We start from the raw sequence: 23,660 nt of genomic DNA, 5'->3' as shown, positions 1-23,660 counted from the left end.
CAGCGCATCACGGACTAGCCGACGTCGAAGAGGTTGGGCAGGCCGAGACGGAGACGCACCTCGTCGTGGGCCTTCAGCGGCGCCAGCTCCGGCGGCTGGAAGAGGGTCTGGATCTCACACCGCGTCGCGCCGGAGCCGTCGGCCTCCAGAACCGCGTTGACCGCCGAGCGGGCTGTCTCGTTGGCGCCTTCCATGGTGGCCAGGTCCATGTCGTTGCGGACGTAGTCGCCCGCCAGGAAGAGGTTCGGGACGGTGGTGCGGGTGCCGGGGCGCTGGTGCAGGGTGCCGACGGGGTGGATCAGCAACTGCTCGTCGTTGGTGGGGTGCGGGCCGCCGAGGCCGTCCACGGCCGGATCCATGAACCATGAGTGCACCAGCTCGTCGCGGAGCACGGTCCGTCCGGGGTTGTTGAGGGCCTCCTTCATCTGCGCCCAGGTTTCCCACGAAGTCCCGGCCAGGCCACATCTGCGCCTGGCTGATGGAGGTGATCGACCAGGGCGAGTCGATGTAGTCGACATGGCCGTGCACCACGGGGAGGGGTGTGCGCAGGTAGAACTGTATGCCCGTCATCCAGTCCGTCTGCAGCGCGTCGCAGCGGGCCAGCTGCGGATCGGCGTCGCGCAGTGCCCGTCCCCAGGTGTTGCGGGGGTGTTCGACCGGCAGCGCGCTCAGATAGTGGTCGGCGGTGACGGTGCGGCGGGCGCCGGTCGCCGCGTCCTCGATCACCGCGCCGGTGATCCGCCCGTCCTCGTACCGCAGTTCGCGCAGCGGCGAGCCGGTGATCAGGCGCACGCCGAGCGCGTGCAGGTGCGCCAGCCAGGGGTCGATCCAGGCTTCGTTGGTCGGAGCGTTCAGGACGCGGTCGGGTTCTCCGTCGTGGCCGCGCGCCCAGACGTTGTGCCAGAAGGCCTCGACGAAGTGCGCGACGGTGTGCGCGCTCGCCGTCTCGGCCTTGGTGGCGACGATGTTGCAAGTCGGAAGAGGCCGCCGCCCGGTCTGTCCGGGTCAGCGCAGCGAGCCGGTGGCGGACAGCCAGGCCGCGTAGGCTTCGGCGTACACGCCGGGCCGGGCCATCAGCTCCTCATGGGTGCCCTGCTGGACGATCCGGCCGGCGTCGAAGACCAGCACGGTGTCGGCGTTCTGTGCCGTGGCCAGCCGGTGCGCCACCGAGACCGATGTCCTGCCCCGCGTCGCGCCCTCCAGCGCCTTCTGCAGCCGGACCTCCGTCGAGGGATCCACCGCCGAGGTCGCCTCGTCCAGGACGAGCAGATCCGGGTCGGCCAGATAGGCGCGGGCGAGAGCGACCAGCTGGCGCTCCCCCGCCGACAGGGCCTCGCCGCGCTGGCCCACCGGCGTGTCGAGACCGGCGGAGAGGGTGTCCGGCCAGCTCTCCAGCCCCAGATCGCGCAGGGCGCGCCGCACGTCTTCCTCCGAGGCGTCCGGACACCCGTAGCGGATGTTCTCGGCGACCGTGGTGTCGAACAGGAAGCCGTCCTGAGGCACCATCACCACCCGGCGGCGCAGCGAGGAGAAGCGCACCGAGTCCAGCGGCACCTCGTTGAGGAACACGGTGCCCGCCGTGGGATCGGCGAGCCGCGCCAGCAGTTTGACGAAGGTCGACTTGCCCGATCCGGTCTCGCCGACGACCGCCACCCGGCTGCACGGCTCGATCCGCGCCGACAACTCGTGCAGCACCGGCGGGCCGCCCGGGTAGGCGTAGCTCACCTTCTCGAACCGCGCGGCGACCGGTCCCTTCGCCAGCTCCACACCCCGCTCGCCCGGGTCGCCGACTTCCACCGGGGTGTCCACCAGGGACAGCACCCGGCGCCAGCCGGCCAGCGCGCTCTGCAGTTCGTTGAGCACTTCGGTGGTCATCTGCATCGGCCCGATGAAGAGGGTCACCAGGAAGAGGAAGGCCACCAGCTCACCGGCGGTCAGATGTCCGTCCACGCCCAGCAGCACCCCGAGTACGACGACTCCGCCGATCGCCAGCGCCGCCGCCATCTCACCGCTGGACAGGGTCACCGCCACCAGCCGCAGCGCCCGGCTCTGCGCCGTGCGGTGCCGCTCGACCGCGGTGTCGATACGCCGGCCCATCAGCTTGCCGGCGTCGTTCGCATGGATCACGGCGGCACCCACGACAGCCTCACCGGTCACCGCCATCATGTCGCCGGTACGGTCGCGCACCCGCCCGTAGGACTCGGACAACCGCCGCTGGAGGACCGGCAGGACGATCAGCAGCGGGAGGAAGACCACCCACACCATCAGGGCCAGCACCCAGGCGTACGCGAACATGATGGCGCTGCCGACCACCAGCTGTCCGACATTGATCACCAGCGAGCCGCCGAACTGCAGGAAGGTGCTGAACTGGTCGACATCACCGGTCACCCGAGCCACCAGTCCGCCGCGCCGCTCCCCGTCGAGGGAGGCCGCGGACAGGTCGTGCACCCGCCGGAACGCCTTGGTGCGCAAGGTCGCCAGCCCCGCCTCGACATTGCGGTAGAGGCGGTGGTTGAGCAGGTAGGTGACCCAGGTGGTGACCAGCACGGCGACCGAGCACACCGCCGCGATCACCAGCACGAAGCCGGTCCGCGGGCCCTCCTCGGACTGCAGCCCCCGGTCGATGGTCAGCTGGACCGCGATCGGCACCACCACCCGGCCCGCCGCGGCCAGCAGCGCCAGCACCGCGACGCCGCCGAGCCCCTGCCGCAGCTCCGGCGAGACCTGCACGGCCCGGCGCAGGGTGGCGACCGCGGACCTGCGTTCGGTGAGGATCGGGCTCATGCGCTGTGCTCCTCCATGGTCCCGTCCGGGCCGCCGGATGTCACGGCGCCGGTGTCCCGCTCGTACGCCTTGACCAGCTCCCGGTATCCGGCGCACCGCTCCAGCAGCTGATGGTGTGTGCCACGGTCCAGCAGCCGCCCCCGCTCCAGGTACACGACCTCGTCCGCGAGGGCGATGGTGGCCTGCCGATAGGCGACGACGAAGACCGTTGAGGGCCACCGCGCCTCCCGCAGGCCGAGCAGGATCCGGGCCTCCACTCTGGGGTCCACGCTGGAGGTGGCGTCGTCCAGCACCAGCAGGCGGGGACGGCGCACCAGCGCGCGGGCGAGCGCGACACGCTGGCGCTGCCCGCCGGACAGGGTGGCGCCGCGCTCCCCGACCCGGGTGCCCAGACCATCCGGGAGCGCCCGGACGGTGTCGGCGACCTGGGCCAGCTCCAGCGCCTCCCAGACCCGTGCGTCGGAAACGTCCAGGCCCAGGGTGACGTTGCCGCGCACCGAGTCGTCGAAGAGCAGCGTGTGCTGCGGCACGAACGCGGCCGCGGTGGCGACTTCGCCGCGCCGCAGCCGCCGGACGTCCACGCCGTCCAGCCACACCTCGCCGGTCCGGGGATCGGCGAGCCGCACCAGCAGCGTGGTGAGGGTGGACTTGCCGGATCCGGTGGGGCCCACCACGGCGACGGTGCGTCCGGGGGCGGTCGTCAGGCTGATCCGGTGCAGGACGTCGGCACCGTCGGTGTATCCGAAGCTCGCCTCCCGCAGCTCCAGGCCGATCGGGCCGTCGCCGGGCAAGGTGAGGTCGCCGTGCGGGAGTTCGTCCCTGGCCTCCAGCACCGCGCGGACCCGTTGCCAGCCGACGGCGCTGCGCGGCAGCTCGGCGATGAGCGAGCCGAAGGCACGCACCGGGAACGCGATCATGGTGAACAGGTAGGCCACCTGCACCACTTCGCCCACCGTCAGGGCGCCCGCCGACAGCCGCGCGGTGCCGACCGCGAGCACGATGAGGATGCCGAGGTTGGGCAGCGCGTCCAGCAGCGGGTCGAACATGCCGCGGCTGCGGCCGACCGCGATGTTCGCGTCGCGCAACCGGCGGGCGGCCGCCGCGAAGCGCTCGGTCTCGGTGGCCTCCAGCCCGAGGGTCTTGACGACGGTGGCACCTTCGAAGCTCTCGTGTGCGACCTCGCTGACCTCGGACCGCAGCCCCTGGGCGTGTGCGGCCAGCGGCGACAGGCGGCGCTGGTAGAAGACGTTGAGCAGGCCGACGGCGGGGAACACGGCCAGGCTCACCAGGGCCAGCAGCAGGTCGACGGTGAGCATGGCGACCATCGCGGTGAGCAGCATGACGAAGACACCGACCGCCGTCGGCAAGGGCACGATCGGTGCCCAGGCCGCCTCCACATCGGCGTTGATGTTGGACAGCAGCCGGCCGGCCGAGTGCCGCCGGTGCCAGGACATCGGCAGCCGCAGATAGCGGTGGGCGACCCGGCGGCGGTAGGTCGCCTGGAGCCGCAGCTGCATGGTGCCCGCGGCCACCCGCCGGCCGATGACCCCGACGACGCGCAGCATGGCCACGCCGAAGATGGCGGCGCCCGCCCCGGTGAGCGCGGCCACACCGGTGCGGTCGTCCTCGAAGGCGGGCAGCACGATCTGCTCCGTCAGCCAGCCGAGCGTCCAGGACGTCGCCACTGGGGCGACGCCGTACACCAGGCTCGCCAGCAGCGCGGCGGCGAAGATCCACGGCTCCTCCCGGACGGCACCGCCCAGGACGCGCAGCCCTGGCCGCAGGGACGGTTTGGCGGCTCCAGACGCCACGGAGCTCCTCTCGGACGGCCTTGGAAGGGCGGAGTCGGTTGCGGTGTGCGGGGGCGCCGGCGTTACTGGCGCGCTCCCACCGGGGCGGGCAGACCGTCGAGGAGGCTCAGGTCCTCGGCGGACAGCCGCAGCCCGGCCGCCGCGATGTTCTCCGCGAGATAGTGCGGGTTTTTGGTCCCCGGTATCGGTATGACGTACCGGCCGCGCGTCCTCACCCAGGCCAGCGCCACCTGAGCGGCCGAGGCGCCGTTCCGCTCGGCGACCTGGCGGATCCGGTCGACCATCGGGAGGTTGGCCGAGATCGCCTCGTCCTGGAAGCGCGGGTTGCCGCGCCGCCAGTCGTCGGCGGGCACATCGTCCGGCTTCCGGAAGCGGCCGGTCAGAAAGCCCCTGCCCAGGGGGCAGTAGGCGAGGAAGGCGATGCCCTGCCGCTCGGTGGAGGGCAGCAGCTCGGCGAGCGCGTCGCGGGTCCACAGGGACAGCTCGCCCTGCACCGCGGTCACCGGATGGACCCGGTGGGCAAGCCGCACCTGATCCGCGGTGACGTCGGAGAGGCCCAGCATCCGGGCCTTGCCGGCCCGGACCACCTCGGCCATCGCCCCCCAGGTCTCCTCCAGCGGGACCTCGGGGTCGACCCGGTGCAGCTGGTAGAGGTCGACATGGTCGGTGCCCAGGCGGCGCAGGCTGGCGTCGATGGCCGACCGGATGTGCTCCGGCCGGCCGTTGCGGTGCCAGCGGTCCTCGCCGACGACGAAGCCCACCTTGGTCGCCAGTGTCGCGCGGTCCCGGCGTCCGGCCAGGGCCCGGCCGACCAGCTCCTCGTTGGTGTACGGGCCGTACACGTCGGCGGTGTCGATCAGGTCGGCGCCGAGGGCGAGGGCGTCCCGGATGACCTGGACGGAGGTGTCCTCGTCGCGTCCCGACGGGTCGTAGGCCCAGGACATGCCCATGCAACCGAGGCCGACCGCCCCGACCTGCGGGCCGTGCGAACCGAGCGGGGTGGTGCGTGACAAGGCGGTTTCCTTCCACTGGGAGGGACGGTGCGGGGTCGTCGGCCGGGCCCCGGCAGGCAGGGCCCGACCCGGTTCAGCCGATGGCGCCCTCGGACCAGGCCCGGGCGAGGATCTCGTCCACCGTCTGGTCCACGGTCAGCTCCGTGGTGTCCAGCCACAGGCCGAGGCGCGGGGTGTTGGCCCGCAGTTCCTTCTGCAGGTCCCGCACCGTCCAGTCGGGGCCGTAGGCGGTCTTGGCACGGGCGGCTTCCCGCGCCTCGACCGCCTCCGGCTCCGGGTCGAGGACGACCACCGCGAGCGGGCGGGTCCGGACGTACGCGGTGAGGTCGGTGAGGTAGGTGCCGAGGACGATGTCCTGGGCGATGACGGTGAAGCCCTCGGCGGCGTAGAGATCGGCGCAGGCGGCGGTGAGCCGGTAGCGCAACCGCAGCTGGGTGAGGGCCTCTTCCCCCGCGTCGGGCGTCATGTCGACCTGGCCCTGGACGATCATCCGGCGGAACAGGTCGCCGCGGAGGTGGACGGAGTGTGTCAGGCGCTCGGCGAGCGCCTGGGCCACGGTGGACTTGCCGGCCGCCTGGATGCCGGTGATCAGCACGACGCCTCCGCCGTCCCACGGCGTGTGCGGCGCTGAGTGCTCGGTGGTGCTCGCGGTCATGGAACTGGCTGTGCCTTTCTGCGATGGAGGTCAGGACAGGCGGGGCGACGTCCGCGGCCGGCCGAGGGCACCGCGGAGCGCTGCCCTCGGCCCCCTCGGAGTGCTAGGAGCGTTCGAACACGACGATGTCCATGGACGCGGGGCGCTCCGGCGAGGTGCTCCAGGAGCCCAGCTGCGGGGCGCGGTCCAGCCGCAGTCCGTGCCGCTCGCAGACGGACTCGATGTGGTCCAGCCGGTAGGCGATGGCATAGGTCGGCTCCTGCTCGGAAATGACGAAGTGGTCGCCGCGGTCGTGGGTGAAGGCGAACGCGGTCCGCCCCTGACGGGCCCGCTCGGCGACCGTATCGTCCATGAGGTAGACCGTCGCGAAGCACTTGCCGCCCGGTCGCAACACGCGAGCTGATTCAGCCACGTAGTTCTCCAGCTCATCGGGGAGCAGCAGGCAGACGACCCCCACCAGGGCGGCGATGTCGAAGCCGGCGTCCTCGGCCGGGAAGCGGAAGTCGGCGGCGGTGAACCGGCCCTGCGGGTTGTAGATGTCCTGCTGGATGTCGGCGTGCTCGAAGCGGAAGTTGGGGTAGCGGGGTGTGATGTTCGAGCGGCACCAGTCGATGGCGTGGTCGACGATGTCGAAGCCGAGGTAGCTGCCCTCGGTGAGCACCGAGGTGAGCGGGACGGCTATCCGGCCCACGCCGGAGCCGACGTCGAGGACGTCATGGGACGGCTGCAGCCCGAGCTCGTCCACCATGTAGTCGGTGATCGCCCGGCCGACCTTGAGGAAGTCGCCGTTGCCGATGAAGCGGCGGTGGCGCCGGGGCGGGACCAGATCCCGCTCGCGGCCCAGCAGCCGGTCGGCGAGGTCGAGCGCCCGCAGACCGCCGCGGTAGCCCAGCGCCCGCAGGCGTTCGGCCCCGCTCTCCCGGCGGGCGGAGGAGGTGTACTGCGTCGACTTCAGGGACTTCAGCCTGGATCGGTTCGCTGCCATCGGCGGTCCTTTCCTTCACCTTGCGGAGGGTTACTGGGAGTTGCTCGGGACGGCGGACTCCGGGACGGTCAGCACCGGTATGTCATCCCGCACCGGATAGACCCGGGCGCAGTCCGCCGCGCCGCAAACCAGCGACGCGCCGGTGGGGTCCACGACGAGCCCGGTCCTGCACACCGGGCAGGCGAGCACGTCGAGCAGTCGTGACGCGATCATGGCTGGTTCTCCTTCTGGCGAGGGTCGGACGCCCGTGGTCCCGGGCGAGCGGCGGTGGGTGGCGGGGCGATGCGCGGCGGATCCGGCGGCGCCGGGGTGTCGGGGGCCGAGGCGGTGGGCGCCGGGGTGGGGTGAATCCGTACGGCGCGAGTGGAGCGCGTCGTACGCGGGGTGCAGGGCTCGGACGGGGGCGGCGGCCTTGAGCAGCATCTCCTCGTACTCCTCCCGCGGATCGGAGCCGAGCACGATGGCTCCCCCGGCCCCCACCCGCCATCGCTCGCCGGTGCGGACGGCGGTGCGGATGACGATGTTGAGGTCGGCGCCGCCGCCCAGGCCCAGATAGCCGAGAGAGCCCGAGTAGACGCCGCGTGCCTCGGTCTCCAACTCGTCGATGATCTCCATGGTGCGGAGCTTGGGGGCGCCCGTCATGGAGCCGCCGGGGAAGCAGGCGCGCACGCAGTCGACGGCGCCGGTGCCCGGCGCCAGCCTGCCGCGGATCGTGGAGACCAGCTGGTGGACGGTGGCGTAGGACTCGACGTGCATCAGCCGGGGAACGTGCACGCTGCCGATCTCGCAGACCCGGCCGAGGTCGTTGCGGAGCAGATCGACGATCATGAGGTTCTCGGCCCGGGTCTTGGGGTTGGCGGCGAGTTCGCGGCGCAGCCCGACGTCCTCCTCGGGGGTGCGGCCACGCGGCGCCGTGCCCTTGATCGGCTTGGTCTCCACCGTGCCGTCCGCGGTGATGCGCAGGAAGCGCTCCGGGGAGGAGCAGACCACGTCGACTCCGCCGAGGCGCAGCAGGGCCGCGTACGGGGCGGGGTTGGCGTGCCGCAGGGCGAGGTGGACGTCGAGGGCGTCGGTGCCGGCCGTGACGTCCAGGGAGTTGGTCAGGCAGATCTCGTAGCTCTCCCCTTCGTGGAGCTTGCGGTGGCAGGCCGAGATGTCCTTCAGGTAGCGCTCTTCGCCGCGGGCCGCATCCACCACCGCGAGGACGGCGGACACCGCGGGGGCGGGGGCGGCCGGGGTCTGCGCGGCGGGGGTGGATGTGACGGCGGTGGATGTGACGGGAGCGGTCGGCGCCCTGTGGGGAGCCGGGGCGCGGGCCGGCGCCGGGGTGTTCGGCCGGGGTCGCCGGGGCAGCGCGGAGAGCGCGGCCTCGGTGTTGTCGAGCCAGCGCTCGGCCCGGGCCGGGTCGCAGCCGGGTCCGGACAGGGACAGCAGATGGGTGGTGCCCGTCTCGTGGTCGACGGCCACCATCCGGTCGGCGAAGATCCACACGGCGTCGTCCTCGGCCGGGGTGTGGCGGGTGGGCGAGCCCAGATCCGCGCGGAGTTCGTAGCCGAAGTAGCCGACGTAGCCGCAGGTGAAGTCGAACGGCAGCCCGGTGTCGGGGAGACGGCGCCGCGCCAGCTCCCGCTCCAGGTAGTCGAAGACGCCGCCGCCGACCCTGGTGGTCTGGCCGTCCGCGGCGGTGACCTCGACCTCGCCCGCACCGGCACGGTAGCGGACCACCTCGGCCAGCGGGCCACGGGCGTCGCCGAGGAAGGAGAAGCGGGACAGGCCCGGTTCGGCCCGGGAGCTGTCCAGCCAGAAGGCGTGGTCCTGACCGGCGTACAGCTCGGCGAAGGCCGCCTCGGTGTCCACGGCGACGGACAGCCTCCGGGTGTGCAGCCGGTACCGGCCGCGCCCTGGGGACTCCCGGCGAGCCCGGGCCGGCTCCCGGTGCGACTGCCGCCGGGCGGGGCGCAGCTGCGGCCGGGTGGCCAGGTGCTCCCGGGTGAGACGGGCGAAGTTGGCCAGCAGCTCGGTCCCGTATTCGGTGCATATCGACTCGGGGTGGAACTGCACGCCCCACAGCGGGAGGTGGCGGTGGCGCAGCCCCATGATGACGCCGTCCTCGGCCCATGCGGTGGCCTCCAGCTCCTCCGGGAGCGGGGCGCGGACGCACAGCGAGTGGTAGCGCACCCCGGTGAAGTGCTGGGGAAGGCCGTGGAAGAGGTCCTTGCCGGTGTGCTCGATCTGGGTGAGATGACCGTGCCGGGGCCGGGGCGCCCGCGCCACCGTGGCGCCCGCCGCCAGCGCGATGCCCTGGTGGCCCAGGCACACGCCGAGGGTGGGCAGTCGGGGTGCGGCGAGCAACCGGGCGGCATGGCCGAGGTCTCTGCCGTGTCCCGGATGGCCGGGGCCGGGTGACACCACCACGTTGTCGAAGCCGCCGAGGTCCACGTCGCGCAGCCGGTCGTCGTCGTTGCGCAGCACCGTCGGCTCGACGCCGTTCACCTGGGCGATGAGCTGGTGGAGGTTGTAGGTGTAGGAGTCGTGGTTGTCGACGAGGAGGGTGTGCATGGGGGCTCCTTAATCGCAGTGGCGCTGCCGCGGCCGTCCGCCGCACATCGGACCACGGTGCGCCGAGCGCATCCGCGGTGCGTCAATGACCCATGGCGAGCCCTCCGTCGACCGGGATGACCGCGCCGGTGACATAGCCGGCGCGGTCGTCCGTGAGGAAGGCGATGACGTCGGCGATCTCGCGGGGCGCGGCCGCGCGTCTCAGCGGCGCGCCGGCCAGGATGCGTTCGCGGCGCACGGGCGGCAGGTCGCTGGTGAGGTCGGTGTCGACGAAGCCGGGCAGCACGACGTTGACCGTGATGCCGTACGGGCCCAGCTCGCGGGCCGCGGATCTGGCCAGCCCCACCAGGCCGGCCTTGGCGGCGGCGTAGTTGGCCTGTCCGGCGGTGCCCAGGACCGCGGCGACGGAGGAGACCAGCACCAGCCGCCCCCATCCGGTGCTCACCATGCCCGCGGCGGCGCGGCGCACCACCCGCCAGGCTCCGGTGAGGTTGGTGTCGAGGTTGCGGCGGAAGGCGTCGTCGTCCATGCGCATCAGCAGCCCGTCGTCGCGCACGCCGACGTTGGACACCACGATCTGCAGGGGTCCGTAGAGGTCCTCGGCGCGGGCGAAGGCCGCCTCGACCTGACCGGAATCGGCCACATCGCAGCGCACCCCGGTCAGGCCCTCGGGCTCGTGCCCGGTGCGGGAGCCGACGACCACCTGGTGTCCCCGCTCGGCCAGGGCGCGCGCGGTGGCCAGCCCGATGCCTCGGCTGCCTCCGGTGACCAGGGCGGCCCGCCGCGGGACGGGCGGCGGTGCGTCCAGCGTCGCACCGGAGGCGTATCGGCGCTCAGCCACCGGCGATCACATCCCTGAGCGGCTGCATGAAGTTGAGCGCCACGGCGGTGAGTTCGGGGTGCTGGCGGGCGGCTTTGGCCATGACCTGCCCGGGGCCGGTGTCCAGCAGCTGGGTGATGCCGAGATCGGCCACCGTACGCATCGCCTGGTGCCAGCGGACCGGGACCTGGAGCTGGCACAGCAGGTCCGCGCGGAGCGCGCCGGTGTCCTCGGCCGGCCCGCCGGTGCTGTTGATCAGGACCGGCATGGCGGGCGGGGCCAGCTCCACGCCGGCCAGGTCGGCGCGGAGTTCCTCCTGGACCGGGCGCATCAGCGGGGAGTGCGAGGCGACGCCGGTGGCCACGCTGCTGACCCGCACGCCCTCGCGGCCCTCGGCCCGGTCGGTGACCCAGCGCACGGCCTTGGCGTCGCCGGAGACGACCAGGTGGTGCGGCCCGTTGTAGCAGCCGATGACCGCCCGGCCCAGGCTCTCGGGGCAGTCGGCGCACCAGCGGGCGATCTCCTCCTCGTCCAGGCCGACGACGGAGGCCATCAATGCCGGTCGGACGCGGGCTTGTTCGCCCATCAGCCGGGCCCGCCGGGCCACGATCCGCAGCCCGTCCTCCAGGTCGAGCGCGCCGGCCTCCACCAGGGCGGCGAAGTGGCCGAGGCTGTGCCCGCCGACGACGGCGGGTGGCCGCCAGAGCGGCCCGAGGTGCTCGCGCAGTGCCGCGGCGCAGGCGAGTGCGGTGGTGACGACGGCCGGGTGGGAGATCTCGGGGGCCCGCAGGTCGGCGGGGGTGCCGTTGACGCACAGCTCGGTCAGCGGGAGGCCGGTGGCCGCGTCGGCCCGCGCCAGGACTTCCCGAGCCGCGGGGTGGTCGCGGTGGAGCCGGTGGGCCATGCCCGGGAGGTGGGATCCGGCGCCGGGGAACACCAGGGCATAGCGGTCCGCGAGGACCGTGGGCGGGGTCATGGCCGCGCCACCTCCTGCCACAGCCGGGCCGCGTGCACCTTGCCCGAGCCGGTGCGCGGCAGCCGCCCGATGAGGTGGAAGCGGGTGGGGACCTTGTACGGGGAGAGCAGCCGGGCGAGGTGGCGGCGCAGCTCGATCTCGGTGACGCCGGGCCGGGCCGCGACGAAGGCGACGAAGCTCTCGCCCGCTCCGGGGGTCCCCGCGGGCGGGGCACTGACCATGCATTCCAGCACTCCGGGAGCGGAGTTGACGGCCTGCTCGACCTCGGCAGGGTCGACCTTGCGCCCGGCCACGGTGATGCGCCGCCCGGCCCGGCCGTGTACGACCACGGTGCCGTCACCGGGCAGTCGGCCGATGTCGCCGGTGCGGAACCAGCCCCGCACCTCGGAGGACGCGGTCAGCTCGGGCAGCCCCCAGTAAGCCACGGGTGGCCCCGGGAGCCGGAAGCACAGCTCGCCCTCGGCTCCGGGGTGGTCCAGCAGGGCGCCGTGCTCGCCCAGCACCCGGGCGCGGACTCCGTCGACGAGCCGGAGGTCTCCGTCGGGCCGGTCGTCGGCGAAGGCGATCTGGCCCAGTTCGGTGGCGCCGTACTGGTCGCGGAGGTTGCGGCCGGTGGCCTGCCGCCAGGCGTCCGCCGTCTCCCGGTCCAGCGGTTCGCCCGCCGACACGCACACCCGCGGCCCGCCCGTGGACAGCGGCGCTCCGCAGGCCAGCAACGAGCGGTAGACGAAGGGCACGGACTGCACGACGGTGGCACCGCTGTCGGTGAGGGCGGCTGCCAGCGCGGAGGGGGCCGGGGGGTGCGGAGCCAGGACGAGGGCCGCTCCGGTGTCGAGGGCGGGCAGCAGCGCGGCCCCGAAGGCGAAGGCGTGGTGCAGCGGCGTGGTGCACAGAATGCGGTCGTCAGCGGTGAGGCGGGCGGCGCGGGCGAAGGCCCCGGAGTTGGCGAAGGTGACCGCCCAGTCCTTGCGCACCACCTTGGGCAGCCCGCCGGTGCCGGAGGTGACCAGGCCGAGCGAGACGGCGTGGGGCCCGCCGCCCGGACCGCCGGCGTCCGCGCCACCGCCACCCTGGCCGCCGGCGTCCGCGGCCGTCCGCGCCTGGTCCAACGAGAGCGGCTCGAGCACGGCGGTGGTGCCGGCCAGCCGGTCGACACCCGCACGCTCATGGCCGGTGCCGCGGTGGTCGTACACCACCACCTCGGCACCGGTGGCGGCCAGTGCGAGCAGGGCGATGACGCTCTGCGGGTCATTGCCGACCAGCAGTCCCAGGCGGTCCGCCGGCCCGTGCCCCAGCGACCGGTAGTACCGGCGCGCTCCGGCGACGAGGGCGGCCAGCCGGGCGTAGGTCAGGGTGCCGCTCTCGTGCACCACGGCGGGCGCGGACGGGCGCTGCGCGGCCCAGCGCGCCAGTCGCTCGGCCACCACGGCGGCGGTCATCGGTCGGCTCCCCGGGTCGCGGTGAGCCGGGAGCCGGCCGCCACCAGGTCCCACGGCCCGGCGGCGCCCGTCTGGTACCAGGCGGCCAGCCCGGCGAGGGGCGCGGTGGTGTCGGCCGGTGCGGCGGTGGGCCGGTCGCCGCCGAGGCGGACGGCGGGGTGGCCGCCGCCGGGCCGCCATCCGGTCAGCCGCACCCGGGCGCCCCCTGCGGTGACCACCGCGGCGGCGACGGTGAGCGGGGTCGCCCGGTCGTCCGCGGCGGGCTCGGGCGTGGGCCAGTGCACGGCCGCCACCAGAACGCCGGGGCAACGCCCGGAGTCCACCATCATCGCGGCGTAGCCCAGGGCGTCCACGCCGCTCGCGGCGCCGGTGAGGGTGATGGCCGTGCCGTCCAGGCCGAGGTCGATGCAGAGCCGTCCGGTCAGGGAGTGCGGCGAGTAGTGCAGGAAGCAGTGCGGGGCGAGCCAGCGGGGGCCGGCGCCGTCCAGCACGGCCCCGATGTACTGGGCCGTTGCGGCAGTGGCGTGGTCGGAGGCGGTCACACAGCCCAGGCGTGCGGCGTCCGCGCGGCCGATGCCCGCGTCGGCCAGCGCTTCCTCTGCGGCCTTGACGAGCTCGGGGCAGAGGGTGTCCTGCACGGCCAGCGGCAGCCCGGGGAGGTCGGCGAGGTCGTCCGGGATCCGGGGCACCTCCTGCGGGCCGCCGCGCACGGCGAGGCCGGCCACCCCGGCCGCGTCACGCGGCGGCACGGCCGAACACCACCGCGACGTTGGAGCCGCCGAGACCGCAGGAGATGGTCAGGCCGGCCTCGGGCCGGGGCTGAGGATCCGCTCCGTCCAGCGCGAAGTTCAGATGCGACCAGCGCGGGTCCGGTTCCTGAAGGCCCAGCGTGGGGAGCACGTCCCCCCGGGCGAGCGTGAGTACGGTCATGATCGCCTCCACGGTTCCGGCGGCGCCCTGGCAGTGACCGAGCGCGGCCTTCGAGCTGACGACGGGCACCTGGCGGAGCCGGTCCCTGAGGACGGTCTCCAGCGCCGCGAGTTCGGCCACGTCGCCGTGGCGCGTCCCCGCGGCGTGTGCGTTGACGTATCCGATCTCCTCGGGCCGCGCGCCGGCGTCGCCCAGCGCCCGGGACACGGCCTTGGCGACCCCTTCGGAGTCCGGGCGGGCCGCCTGGTCGGCCTCGTTGCTGCTGCCCCAGCCACGCAGCCGCGCATGGGCGGTGCCGGGCCGCGCCGCGCCGTCCAGCACCAGGGCCGCGGCGCACTCCGATATGCGGATGCCGGACCTGCGGGTGGTGAACGGGCGGCAGCCCGCGGGGCTGAGGGTGCGCAGCGAGGCCAGCCCCTGGAAGGCGGTCTCGGTGACGGTGTCGACGCCGCAGACCACCGCCCGCTCGACGACCCCACCGCGGATCAGGTCGGCTCCCACTCCCAGGGCCGCGGCGCCCGCGGCGCTGGCGTTGCTCACCGGCAGCACCGGGCCTTCGAAGCGGACCGCGCCCCCGCCCGGCGGCGCCCACCGGGCGCGGCAGTCGGACGCCCGGCCCTCGGCCCAGGCCCGCCAGGCGTCCGCGGTGGGGCAGCTGGCGCTGTCGGTGGTGCCGATGACCAGCGCGGTGAGGGCCGCGCCACGGCCGGTGCGCGCGTCGGCGTCGGCGAGGGCCTGGGCCACCGCACTGTGCAGCAGATACGGCAGCCGCTCGTCGGAGCCGGGGGCGGGGGCGCCGTCCTCGGTGGGGACGAAGCCCGCGGTCTGGGCTCCGGTGCGGGAGACGTCGAAGTGGTCGATCCGCCGGAACTCGCCGCCACCCTGGGCACACACGCGCCACAGTGCTCCGGTGCCCTCGCCGCCGACGGACAGCACGCCGAGCCCGGTGACGTCGACTGGGGAGGAGGCCGCGGAGGCCGGGGTGTTCGGGGCCGTCATCGGATCTCCCCCGGGGTGCTCGTGGCGTGCTCGGCCAGATAGCCGGCGAGGGCTCGGACGGAGTCCGCGATGTCCCACAACTCGCCGTCGGCGATGCGCTCCACGCCGCACTCGCGCTCCAGCACCGCGAGGGTGGTCACGATGTCGAGGGAGTCGATTCCGAGGTCGTAGAACTTCTCCTCGGCCGGGATCGCGCGGGCCAGCTCCTCGCCGACGCGCCGCGCGAGGCGACTGCGGACCAGTTCCTCGAACGGTGCGGCGGCTTCGGGCCGCCGGTCATGCGTGTGCTGCACTGCTGCTCCCCTCCCATCGGCTTTCCCCTGTCCTGCCCCGCCGCGCCGGCCGCGCCCGCCGCCGGGTGAGCGACGGGGAGGCGACCGCTGCGGCGTATCCCGGCAGGGCGGCGGGATACGGCCGCACATACCAGCCCGACGGGCCGGCGGCCCCGGCACGCAGCCGCCCGTCCGCCCCGAGCCGGGCGCCGATCCGCCCCAGGGCCACGCCCAGTCCGGTGCCGGACGCCTTGGCATACGCCTCGGCGCAGGTCCATGCCGTCAGGACCGCGGCCCGGCGGTGCTCGGCGGGTAGCTGAGCGGGCAGCCGCCGCGCGGTCGCGAAGATGCGGGCCTCCAGAGCCGGCAGTTCGGTGTGCCGGCCGGCGTATTCGACGTCCACACCGACGGGTGTGCCGCCGTACCCGACCGCCGCCGCGCACAGCCCGCGGCTGTGCGACAGCGACAGCCGCCAGTCCACGCCCGCGCCCACGAGCCGCACCGGACCGTGGTCCGGCGCCCCGCAGGTGGGACAGCGGGCCCGCAACGGGACGGATCGGGGGTCGGTGCGCAGGCGTCCGGCGAGCAGTGAGCGCAGCAGGCCGCGGCCGACGGTGAACCGCTCGCCGGCCGCCGTGCGGAGCCGGGCGGCCCGGGCACGCTCGGCATCGGAGAGCAGGCTCGCGCAGTGCCCGGCCGTCTCGGGGGTGACGGCGGCCTGCCAGACCTCCAGGGCCGAGCCGGCCGGCGGGGAGCCGGGCCGGGCCAGGTCCCGGAAGTCCTGGGGGCCGCCGCAGAAGCGGACCACTCGCCGGCCGCTCATGGCAGCACGCTTTCGTCGGCGCGGCGCAGGATCTCCTCGACCGTCTCGTGCGGGAGCTGGTCGGAAGTGTCCAGCCACAGGCCGAGCTTGTCGGTCTCGCGGCGGAACACCGCGTCCAGGCTCTGCGCGGTCCAGCCGTCGTCCCCGTAGGCGTGTTTGTGCCGCTCGGCGTCCCGCCGGGCGGTCACCCCCGCGGATGGCACCAGGGCGACCATGTGGACGGGCCGGGTGCTGAGCATCGTCACGAACCGTTCCAGGTAGGGGCCGATGATGTTGTCCTCGGCGACGACGGTGAAGCCCGCGTGGACGTAGGAGTCGGCGAGGAAGGCCAGGTGCCGCAGGCGCAGCTCGAACTGCAGCACGGCCTCCAGCGCCGGCTCCGGCCCCATCTCGGCGCGGCCCCGGACGACCATCCGGCGCAGCGCGTCTCCTTCGATGACGACCGAGCGGGCGAAGCGCTCGCCGAGCAGCCGGGAGACGGTGGACTTCCCGCTGGCGCAGATTCCGGTGACGACGAACAGGCGGGGCGACTCGTCGTGCGGCTCTGGAAGGCTCATGGCGTCGTGGTGGCCGGGGTCGTGGCGGCCGGGACGGTCGTGGAGGGGATGGCGGCCGAGGGGCGGGCTGCCGAGACCGGCCGGTGGGCCTCCCACTTCAGCTCGGGTTCGCGCAGGGCGGCGAGTTCGACCACCAGGCGGTTCCCGACGGGCTCCACGGCCTTGAAGACCTTCTTGGCCATCCGGGCTCCCGACTCACCGAGCACACTGGTGAGGAACGGCCGGACCTGCTCGAAGAGGAGGTACTGGCGGCCCTTGCGGTTCTTGGCCACCCGCTCGACGTACGACGGCTTGATGCCGTACTTGTACGCGAAGTGCCGCAGGGTGTCCTTGGTCCACTCGTCGCTCCACCGCAGCATGAAGTAGGGCAGGTCGGTGAGGGCGAAGGGCGGCGGCATCCGGTAGGTGATCACGGACTCGGGCTCGAACCAGACCGTGCCGCCCGCGTCCAGGACCCGCTGGCTGAAGTCGAGATGCTCGCGGGTGGTGAGCAGTCCCTCGTCCATCCCGCCGACCCGCTCGATGATGTCCCGGCGCACCAGGGCGCAGTGGAATTCGATGATGTCGCACTGCTGCCGGCGCATCTCCTCCTTCGGCACCTCGCTGATGTGCTTCATGAAGTGCCGCTGCGTCTGGACGAATTCCCGCTGACCCCATGCCCCCGAGAATTCCATGTCGCCGCCGGCCATGTGAACGGTCTGTTCATGCAGCGGACCGTGGAGGTAGAGCGGACCCACCATGGCCGCCTTCTCCTCGTCGGCACATTTCACCAACGGCTCGAGCCAGTTTTCGGTGTACTCCACGTCGTTGTCGAGGAATACGACGTACTCCCCCTCGGCGTACCGCAGACCGATGTTGCGCGCGCAGTTCGGTGACACGTATTTGTTGACGCGCACGGCGGTGATTCCTCGCTCGTCCGCGATGGCCTTCAGCCGCTCCCAGCGGGCCCGCGGGGAGTTCACGTCGACGTAGACCAGCTGGCAGGGCAGGGTGGTGTGTGCGAAGAAGCTCGCCAGCGACTCCTCCGCGTAGGAGAAGCGCTCACGGCTGGTGATGATCGCGGTGACCCGGGGTGCGGTGCCCATGATTCGTCTTCCTCCGGTCGGGTGTCCAGCAGCGACGGCCGACGTCAGTCACGCCAGGCGGTGATGAGCGAGTAGTGGCCGTAAACGGGGGTGGTGCGCCAGGCGGTGAAGCCCGCCCGCTCCAGCAGCCGCGCGAGCTCGTCGAGGGTGCGCAGCCGGCCGCCGGATGTCGTGGCCAGGGCCAGTGCGTACCCCGCCGCCGTCACGGACCGGGTGCGGGAGTCGTCCAGCAGCATCTGGTGGATGAGCAGCCGGCCGTCCGCGCTCAGGGCCTCGCGGGCCCGGGTGAGCATGTCCTGGCCGGCGTCGTCGTCCCAGTCGCAGAGCGTGTCGGCGAGCAGCACCCGGTCCTGACCGCCGGGCCAGGGCTCGGCGAACATGTCCCGCAGGTGCAGCGTCACCCGGTCGGCGACGCCGGCCTCCGCGAGGGTGCGGCGGGCCACGGTCTCGACGGCGGGCAGGTCCAGCACCGTCGCCTTGAGGTGCGGATGGTGCCGGGCCAGCGCGGCCGCGAAGGTGCCGGCCCCGCCGGCGACGTCCAGCAGCGTCGCGGCCCGGCTCAGGTCCAGTTGCGCGGCGAGCGCGGCGGCCGCGCCCGCGGAGTGCGCGTGCATCGCCGCGGTGAACAGGTCGGCCTGGCGGGCGGAGCGGGTGTGGGTCTCCCACAGACCGCGCTCCCGGTAGCCGTACGCCCTGCCCTCCCGGACGGCCAGACGCACCGCGGCGCACTTCTCGTCCCAGCCCAGACCGAACATGGGACCCCAGTACCGGGGGGTGTCCGGGAGCAGGAACGCCCGGGCGGCGGGGGTGAGGTGGTACCGGTCCCCGTGCACGGTGAGGTAGCCGAGCGCGGTGACCAGGGAGAGCAGGACGAGGGTGTTGTCCGGGTCGGTCCCCAGGGCGCGCGCGATGTCCTCGGCGCCGCGGGGGGTCTCCTCCACCAGCGGGAAGACCCCGAGGCGGTCGGCCACGGCGAGGGCGGGCAGGTGGTACTGGGAGGTGAAGGTGTCCATCAGCAGCCGGTCGTCGGGAGCGGCCGCCGCCTCCCGCGGCCGCCCGAGGCCGGGTCCGGCCGGCTGCATCAGCGTCCCGCCGCCTGGTCGACGCGCCGCGCTATGACGTCGACGAGTTCGCCGACCGTGGTGTAGCGCAGCGGGTCTATGTCATCGTTCTCAAACGTCAGATCGTGCTTGCGCTCGAAATACGTGAAGACGTAGGCCAGGGTGATGGAGTCCATGTCGAGATCGGCCATGGGATCCGCGCAGGTGACGGCGCGCGCCTGCTCTGCGGGCACGTCGCATTGCGTTTCCAATACCCGGCGGAATTCTTCCAGTACGGCGTTTACGCTTTCCTGCCCGGCGGTTGTCCCGTCCACGTGAGCCACGCGACCATCTCCTAACCTGAGCACTGGAGAATCTGATTCTGAATAGGACGCTATAGCCGTCCCTAAACGCATGTCAACGTCCGTCGGATTACTCGAAAGCCATATCGGGCAGCGGCTTTCCCTCGCCGAAGCACCACTGCGTCTCGCCCTTCAGCCGCCGCAGGAACCGGCTGCCGTCGCCCGTCGCGTCCGGACGCCCGACCCCGGCGAAGGCGCACAGCACCGCGAGCAGCTTCTCCAACTGGTCGGCGAGCACCCGCACTTCCTCGTGGGCGACGTCGTAGACCCCCTCGGCGCGGTAGCGGTGGAGTCCGATCAGCAGCAGTCCGAGCTTCTGGGCTCGCCGGGCGGCGGCCAGCAGGGCGTCGGCCACCTCCTGGACCCGTGGGTCCCCGCTGCCCGTCAGCGCGTGTCCGAGCAGGAAGAGCTGAGGCTGCACGTCTCCGAGCACCACCACGTCCATGCCCTTGGCCAGCAGCAGGGGCAGCCGGGCGCCGGACCACACCTCCCGGTGGAAGGCGCGGAGTTCGGCGATGTCCTCGGCCAGCGGCGCGATGGAGGCGGGCACGACCTCGTGCGCGAGGTCGTGTGCGGTCCGCTCGGGCGGCGGGGCGACGTGCTCGAAGACCGCGTAGCGGTTGCAGGCGGCGATCACCGCGTCGGTGACCGGCAGCCGGCGGGCGTAGCCCTGGTCCGCCGGGGCGTCGGTGTCGAGGGTGTGCAGGCCGTCACCGTCCAGCGCGTGGGCCAGAACCATGTGGTGGTGGTAGTGGCGGGTGCCCTCGAACTCGTCGCCTGGCCAGTGGAAGCCGTCGTACATCAGGACGACGGCCTCGCCGCCGGCGATCCGCTTCCGGATGTCCGGCCAGGCGTCGGCGCCGGCCTCCCGGTGCGCCCAGCGCATCCTGCAGGCCGGGTAGTCGCTGATCGGCCCGTACCACTGGCCGCGCCGCACCAGGTCCAGGGGGAGCGCCAGGCCCCTGGCCACCTGGGTGGCGTCGTAGCCCTTGCGGAGCAGGACGGCCTCCACCGAGCGCAGGAAGCAGCCGAGGCCGTCCAGCCCGATGTTCTGCCAGCCCAGCGCGGTCGCGGGGTCGAAGGTGTACGGGCGCGTCGCGGCGCCCGCGGTCAGTTCGCTCATCACAGTCTCCTTGTGTTGCGGAGCACGGTGGCCATGATCGTGAGGGTCGGGTTGTGCCCGCCCGCGGTCGGGAAGAGGCTGCCGTCGGCGACGAAGACGTTGTCCATCTGGTGGATCCGGCCACCGCCGTCGGTGACGCTGGTGCGCGGGTCGTCTCCCATCCGCATCCCGCCCAGGGTGTGGAAGTTGCCCGGCACGGCGGAGGGTTCGCCGGGGAAGGCGATGGAGCGGGTCTCGGGGACCGCGGCGACCGCGTCCGCGCCGGCGGCCCGCAGCAGCTGGGCGAGCCTGGGCAGGTAGAAGGACTGCGCGGCCAGTTCATGGCGGTGCGGGGCGTAGCAGATCCGCGGGACGGGCACGCCCAGCCAGTCCCGCAGTGCAGGGTCCAGGCCGATGGCGTTCGCCCGCTGGGGCAGGTCCTCGCCGTGCATCTGGACGCCCAGCAGCCGCTCCCGCAGCGGGCTCTCCCGCAGCAGGCGTTTGAAGTCGCGGCCGAACGGGGCCCCGGTGAGCTTGGGCAGCAGCCGCCGGTAGACCATCGCCTCCTCGATCCGGCCGAGCGGGGTGGAGCCCAGCTCCACCACTCCCCCGCGGAAGTGGCCCAGTCCGCGCTCGCGCGCCGCGTCCCGTGCGCCGGGGAAGTCGGGGTCGGCGAAGTCGTCGAGGGCATGGGTGATGTTGCGGCCGCGCGGGCTGCGCACCCGTTCGCGCAGGAAGAGGCCGAAGGCGACGGAGTACCAGTGGAACATCAGATGGCGGCCGACGAGCCCGGCGGGATCCGGCAGTTCGGACAGCAGGGCGAGCCGGCAGGTCTCCACGGCGGAGCCCGCGAGCACCACGGCATCGGCCGGAATGGTGGCCGCCGACGGTTCCGGACCGGTGCAGTCGAGGTACTCCACGGCGTGTGCGCGGCGGCCGCCGCGCAGCACCCGGACGGCGACGCACTCCGCTTTGACCTCGGCCCCCGCCAGGACCGCGCGCCGCAGTGGGGTGAGCGCACCGCCGCGGGAGAGGTTGGGGCAGCCGTATCCGCAGCACATCCCGCAGTCGGTGCACACCGGCCTGCCGTCGTACGGCCGCGAGTTGGCCGCCATCGGCATGGGGTAGGGCCGCAGGCCCAGGCTCCGGGCGGCGTCGGCGACCCGCAGCGAGGAGCCTTGCGGGGGTCCGGGCGGCATCGGGAAACCGGTGGTGCGTGGCGCGTGGCGCAACGTGAGGTCGGCGGGGAGCGCGGCGATATCGCCCTGGACGCCGAGCAGGGCCTCGGCCTCGTCGTAGTACGGCGCCAACTCCTCGTAGCGGAAAGGCCAGTCGGCTATGTCGGCGCCCGGGACCGGGCCCAGCAGCGTGTGCCGGGCGAAGTCCAGGTCCCAGTAGCGCGGCGTCTTGGCGTCCCAGTGCACCGTGCCGCCGCCGACCGCCGAGGGCAGGGCGTTGACGAATCCGATGTGGTCCGGGCCGGGGAAGGCTCGGTCGTGGTAGCTGCGGGGTTCGGCCAGCGTGTCGGGGAACTCGAAGCGCCGTATCGGTCCCTTGATCTCGTCGGGAGAGAAGGAGTGGCGCGGGGCCGCTTCGGCGAGGTCGGCGAAGTGGTTGGGCCCGCGCTCCAGGACGGTGACGTCCCATCCGGCCTCGGCCAGCACCATCGCGGCGACCGAACCGCCGGGTCCGCTGCCGACCACCACGGCCCGGTCACTCATCCGACACCCCCGCCACCAGCCGGCGCACGGCCTCCTCGAAGTGCTCGGCGAGCGCGGCCGTGGGGCTGTCGGCGGCCACCGACCGGGCCGAGGCGGGCGGTTCGATGGCGACCGGCCCGCCGGGACCCGCCGCCGGACGGTCCGCGCCGCGGTAGGCGGGGTCGGCGTACAGGCCCTGGATGGCGTGGTCGAAGAGCAGTCCACGGAAGGACTCCGCCTCGGGGTCGCGCAGCGCGGCGTCGCGCACCGCCACCGGTGCTGCGGCGAAATCGCCCCGGGCCAGCCGGTCCAACAGCGCGGCACCCTGGCGGTAGGCCGATCGCAGGGCCTCGGTCCGTCGCCGCCAACCCGCGCGCTGGGCGGCCGACAGCGGCAGGAACCCGCCGTCCGCGGCGGGCGCGGGGTAGATCAGCGGAGGGTCGGCGGTGAACGCGCCGAGCAGTCGGTCGATGTACGTGACCACATCCGCCTCGCGGGCGCCGGGGGTTGCCTCGGCGAGGTCGTCGGCAGGTCCCGGGATCAGCCGCGCGGTGGCTTCCCGCACCACCGCCGCCTCGTGCGGGGTGAGGAAGAGCAACTCCGGCGCCAACTCACCCTTTTCTCCAGGGGATTTGTCATACTCTGTCGCCACATCTCCTCGTTTCTTCGTGTCTCCAAGGAGAGCCTCATGAGTCAGCTCCAGGACGTCGTCTCCACAGCCGGCCGGCACGGCGAGGGTCCCCGCGCGGCCTACGCGCTCACCCGGCAGCTGCTGTCCGCTCCCCCGGCCTCGTTCACCGGCGGCGGTGAGACCGAGGTGCACACCCTCGTCTCCTCCGACCATGTGCCGCTGTATCTCTTCGCGGCCAAGTCGCTGGCCCGCAACTGGCCCGAGGTCGTCCCGGTGGTCCATGACGACGGCACGCTCACCGCCCGGGACCGGGACCGGCTGCTGCGCCATGTGCCGCAGTTGCGGATCATCGGACGCCGGGAGGCGGACGAGCGCATCGAGCCACTGCTCGCCGGGCATCCCCAGCTCGCCGCCGTGCGGCGGGGGAACGTCCGCATCCTCCAGCTCGTCGACTACTTCCTGCTCAGCGAGGCGCGGTCGGTGGTGAGCATGGACAGCGACGTGGTCTTCCTCTCCCGGCCGGAGGCGCTGGTGCGCTGGGCCGCAGCGCCGTCCGCCGAACGCGCCGCCTTCCTGTACTCGCCCGAGGAGGGCTGGGAGCCGCAGGGCGTGCACTGGATAGCCGACCAGCTCCCCGGGGTGCCGTACGTCCCGTACATGTGCTGCGGGTTCGCCTGCGCCGACGTGGCGGCCTTCTTCGACGCGGACTACCTGGAGGAGATGCTCACCCGGCTGCCGCCGGAGATCCGCTTCGCCCCTCGCTATGTGACGCAGATGTCCTACTCGCTGCTCGGCGGGCGGCTGGGTGAGGGCCGGGCGGTGGGGCTCGGCGAGCCGTACCGCTCCGGACGCCTGGAATGGCTGCCCGAGATCGGCGACCGGGTGATCTGCCACTACTTCGCCTCCCATGAACGCGCCACGACGTACGACAACCTGGTCGAGGAGGGCCCTCTGCTCTCCCGGGCACTCGGCCACCCGGCGGCCGGGGCCGCCTGACCACTTCCGGCACGGCGCGGGGCCGCGGCGGCACAGTGCGCCGCGGCCCCGCCGCATCCGGTCCGTGCAGGGCGGGACGGAGCTGCCCATGCCCGCCCCGGAGCCGGCCGACAGGGCTTGG

21 protein-coding genes and 1 pseudogene are annotated in these 23,660 nt (G+C 73.4%); 1 reads left to right on the top strand and 21 read right to left on the bottom strand.

What is annotated here, in order from left to right:
* Positions 1-14: 14 nt before the first annotated feature.
* From AC4BDD_RS27140 to AC4BDD_RS27040, 21 genes and pseudogenes are all read right to left on the bottom strand, one after another.
* Positions 15-975 (bottom strand): annotated as a pseudogene (locus tag AC4BDD_RS27140) (FAD-dependent oxidoreductase); the annotation flags it as partial.
* Positions 976-1,005: 30 nt separating this feature from the next.
* Positions 1,006-2,784, bottom strand: coding sequence for an ABC transporter ATP-binding protein (locus AC4BDD_RS27135; RefSeq protein ID WP_490688086.1), 1,779 nt, complete (start codon positions 2,782-2,784; stop codon positions 1,006-1,008).
* Positions 2,781-4,595 carry an ABC transporter ATP-binding protein gene (locus AC4BDD_RS27130; protein ID WP_490688085.1) on the bottom strand — a complete coding sequence of 605 codons (1,815 nt, stop codon included), beginning with the start codon at positions 4,593-4,595 and terminating at the stop codon, positions 2,781-2,783. Before AC4BDD_RS27130 ends, AC4BDD_RS27135 begins: the two co-directional genes overlap by 4 nt.
* Positions 4,596-4,657: 62 nt before the next feature.
* Entirely contained in the window at positions 4,658-5,545 is an 888-nt protein-coding gene (locus AC4BDD_RS27125; protein ID WP_490691952.1) for an aldo/keto reductase, read from the bottom strand.
* Positions 5,546-5,681: 136 nt separating this feature from the next.
* A complete protein-coding gene (locus AC4BDD_RS27120) occupies positions 5,682-6,263 on the bottom strand; it encodes an AAA family ATPase (RefSeq protein WP_490688084.1) in 582 nt (193 codons plus the stop codon).
* A gap of 103 nt (positions 6,264-6,366) precedes the next feature.
* Positions 6,367-7,248: a class I SAM-dependent methyltransferase gene (locus AC4BDD_RS27115; protein ID WP_490688083.1), complete on the bottom strand. Its 882-nt coding sequence runs from the start codon at positions 7,246-7,248 to the stop codon at positions 6,367-6,369.
* A gap of 30 nt (positions 7,249-7,278) precedes the next feature.
* Positions 7,279-9,807, bottom strand: coding sequence for an aminodeoxychorismate synthase component I (gene pabB / locus AC4BDD_RS27110; protein ID WP_490688082.1), 2,529 nt, complete (start codon positions 9,805-9,807; stop codon positions 7,279-7,281).
* An 82-nt stretch (positions 9,808-9,889) separates the two neighbouring features.
* The gene (gene fabG / locus AC4BDD_RS27105; protein WP_490688081.1) at positions 9,890-10,648 is read right to left on the bottom strand and encodes a 3-oxoacyl-ACP reductase FabG; all 759 of its coding nucleotides are present in this window, start codon (positions 10,646-10,648) and stop codon (positions 9,890-9,892) included.
* Positions 10,641-11,603, bottom strand: coding sequence for an ACP S-malonyltransferase (locus tag AC4BDD_RS27100; RefSeq protein WP_490688080.1), 963 nt, complete (start codon positions 11,601-11,603; stop codon positions 10,641-10,643). The genes fabG and AC4BDD_RS27100 overlap by 8 nt, the downstream gene beginning before the upstream one ends.
* The gene (locus tag AC4BDD_RS27095; RefSeq protein WP_490688079.1) at positions 11,600-13,042 is read right to left on the bottom strand and encodes a class I adenylate-forming enzyme family protein; all 1,443 of its coding nucleotides are present in this window, start codon (positions 13,040-13,042) and stop codon (positions 11,600-11,602) included. Before AC4BDD_RS27095 ends, AC4BDD_RS27100 begins: the two co-directional genes overlap by 4 nt.
* The gene (locus AC4BDD_RS27090) at positions 13,039-13,791 is read right to left on the bottom strand and encodes a beta-ketoacyl synthase N-terminal-like domain-containing protein (RefSeq protein ID WP_490688078.1); all 753 of its coding nucleotides are present in this window, start codon (positions 13,789-13,791) and stop codon (positions 13,039-13,041) included. The genes AC4BDD_RS27095 and AC4BDD_RS27090 overlap by 4 nt, the downstream gene beginning before the upstream one ends.
* Positions 13,778-14,971, bottom strand: a complete 1,194-nt coding sequence (locus tag AC4BDD_RS27085) for a beta-ketoacyl synthase N-terminal-like domain-containing protein (protein ID WP_490688077.1) — start codon at positions 14,969-14,971, stop codon at positions 13,778-13,780. The genes AC4BDD_RS27090 and AC4BDD_RS27085 overlap by 14 nt, the downstream gene beginning before the upstream one ends.
* Positions 14,968-15,264 (bottom strand): acyl carrier protein, encoded by a 297-nt coding sequence (locus AC4BDD_RS27080; RefSeq protein ID WP_490688076.1) that lies wholly within the window; start codon positions 15,262-15,264, stop codon positions 14,968-14,970. Before AC4BDD_RS27080 ends, AC4BDD_RS27085 begins: the two co-directional genes overlap by 4 nt.
* Positions 15,248-16,066 (bottom strand): 4'-phosphopantetheinyl transferase family protein, encoded by an 819-nt coding sequence (locus AC4BDD_RS27075; RefSeq protein ID WP_490688075.1) that lies wholly within the window; start codon positions 16,064-16,066, stop codon positions 15,248-15,250. The genes AC4BDD_RS27080 and AC4BDD_RS27075 overlap by 17 nt, the downstream gene beginning before the upstream one ends.
* On the bottom strand, positions 16,063-16,623 hold the full coding sequence (locus tag AC4BDD_RS27070; RefSeq protein WP_490688074.1) for an AAA family ATPase: 561 nt from the start codon (positions 16,621-16,623) through the stop codon (positions 16,063-16,065). The genes AC4BDD_RS27075 and AC4BDD_RS27070 overlap by 4 nt, the downstream gene beginning before the upstream one ends.
* Positions 16,620-17,708 (bottom strand): glycosyltransferase family 2 protein, encoded by a 1,089-nt coding sequence (locus AC4BDD_RS27065; protein ID WP_490688073.1) that lies wholly within the window; start codon positions 17,706-17,708, stop codon positions 16,620-16,622. The genes AC4BDD_RS27070 and AC4BDD_RS27065 overlap by 4 nt, the downstream gene beginning before the upstream one ends.
* A gap of 44 nt (positions 17,709-17,752) precedes the next feature.
* Positions 17,753-18,790, bottom strand: a complete 1,038-nt coding sequence (locus AC4BDD_RS27060) for a methyltransferase (protein ID WP_490688072.1) — start codon at positions 18,788-18,790, stop codon at positions 17,753-17,755.
* A complete protein-coding gene (locus tag AC4BDD_RS27055) occupies positions 18,790-19,092 on the bottom strand; it encodes an acyl carrier protein (protein ID WP_490688071.1) in 303 nt (100 codons plus the stop codon). Before AC4BDD_RS27055 ends, AC4BDD_RS27060 begins: the two co-directional genes overlap by 1 nt.
* 88 nt (positions 19,093-19,180) lie before the next feature.
* A complete protein-coding gene (locus AC4BDD_RS27050; protein ID WP_490688070.1) occupies positions 19,181-20,233 on the bottom strand; it encodes a hypothetical protein in 1,053 nt (350 codons plus the stop codon).
* Positions 20,233-21,933 carry a GMC oxidoreductase gene (locus AC4BDD_RS27045; RefSeq protein ID WP_490688069.1) on the bottom strand — a complete coding sequence of 567 codons (1,701 nt, stop codon included), beginning with the start codon at positions 21,931-21,933 and terminating at the stop codon, positions 20,233-20,235. The genes AC4BDD_RS27050 and AC4BDD_RS27045 overlap by 1 nt, the downstream gene beginning before the upstream one ends.
* Positions 21,926-22,564, bottom strand: a complete 639-nt coding sequence (locus AC4BDD_RS27040; RefSeq protein ID WP_490688068.1) for a gluconate 2-dehydrogenase subunit 3 family protein — start codon at positions 22,562-22,564, stop codon at positions 21,926-21,928. The genes AC4BDD_RS27045 and AC4BDD_RS27040 overlap by 8 nt, the downstream gene beginning before the upstream one ends.
* A 36-nt stretch (positions 22,565-22,600) precedes the next feature.
* Here AC4BDD_RS27040 and AC4BDD_RS27035 point away from each other — a divergent pair, with 36 nt between their 5' ends.
* Positions 22,601-23,539 carry a hypothetical protein gene (locus AC4BDD_RS27035; protein WP_490688067.1) on the top strand — a complete coding sequence of 313 codons (939 nt, stop codon included), beginning with the start codon at positions 22,601-22,603 and terminating at the stop codon, positions 23,537-23,539.
* The last annotated feature ends 121 nt before the right edge of the window (positions 23,540-23,660 follow it).

This window comes from Streptomyces sp. JLBT605, assembly GCF_058215555.1.
The sequence above is the reverse complement of the archived record's forward strand: the minus strand, read 5'-3'. Positions and strand labels throughout refer to the sequence as shown.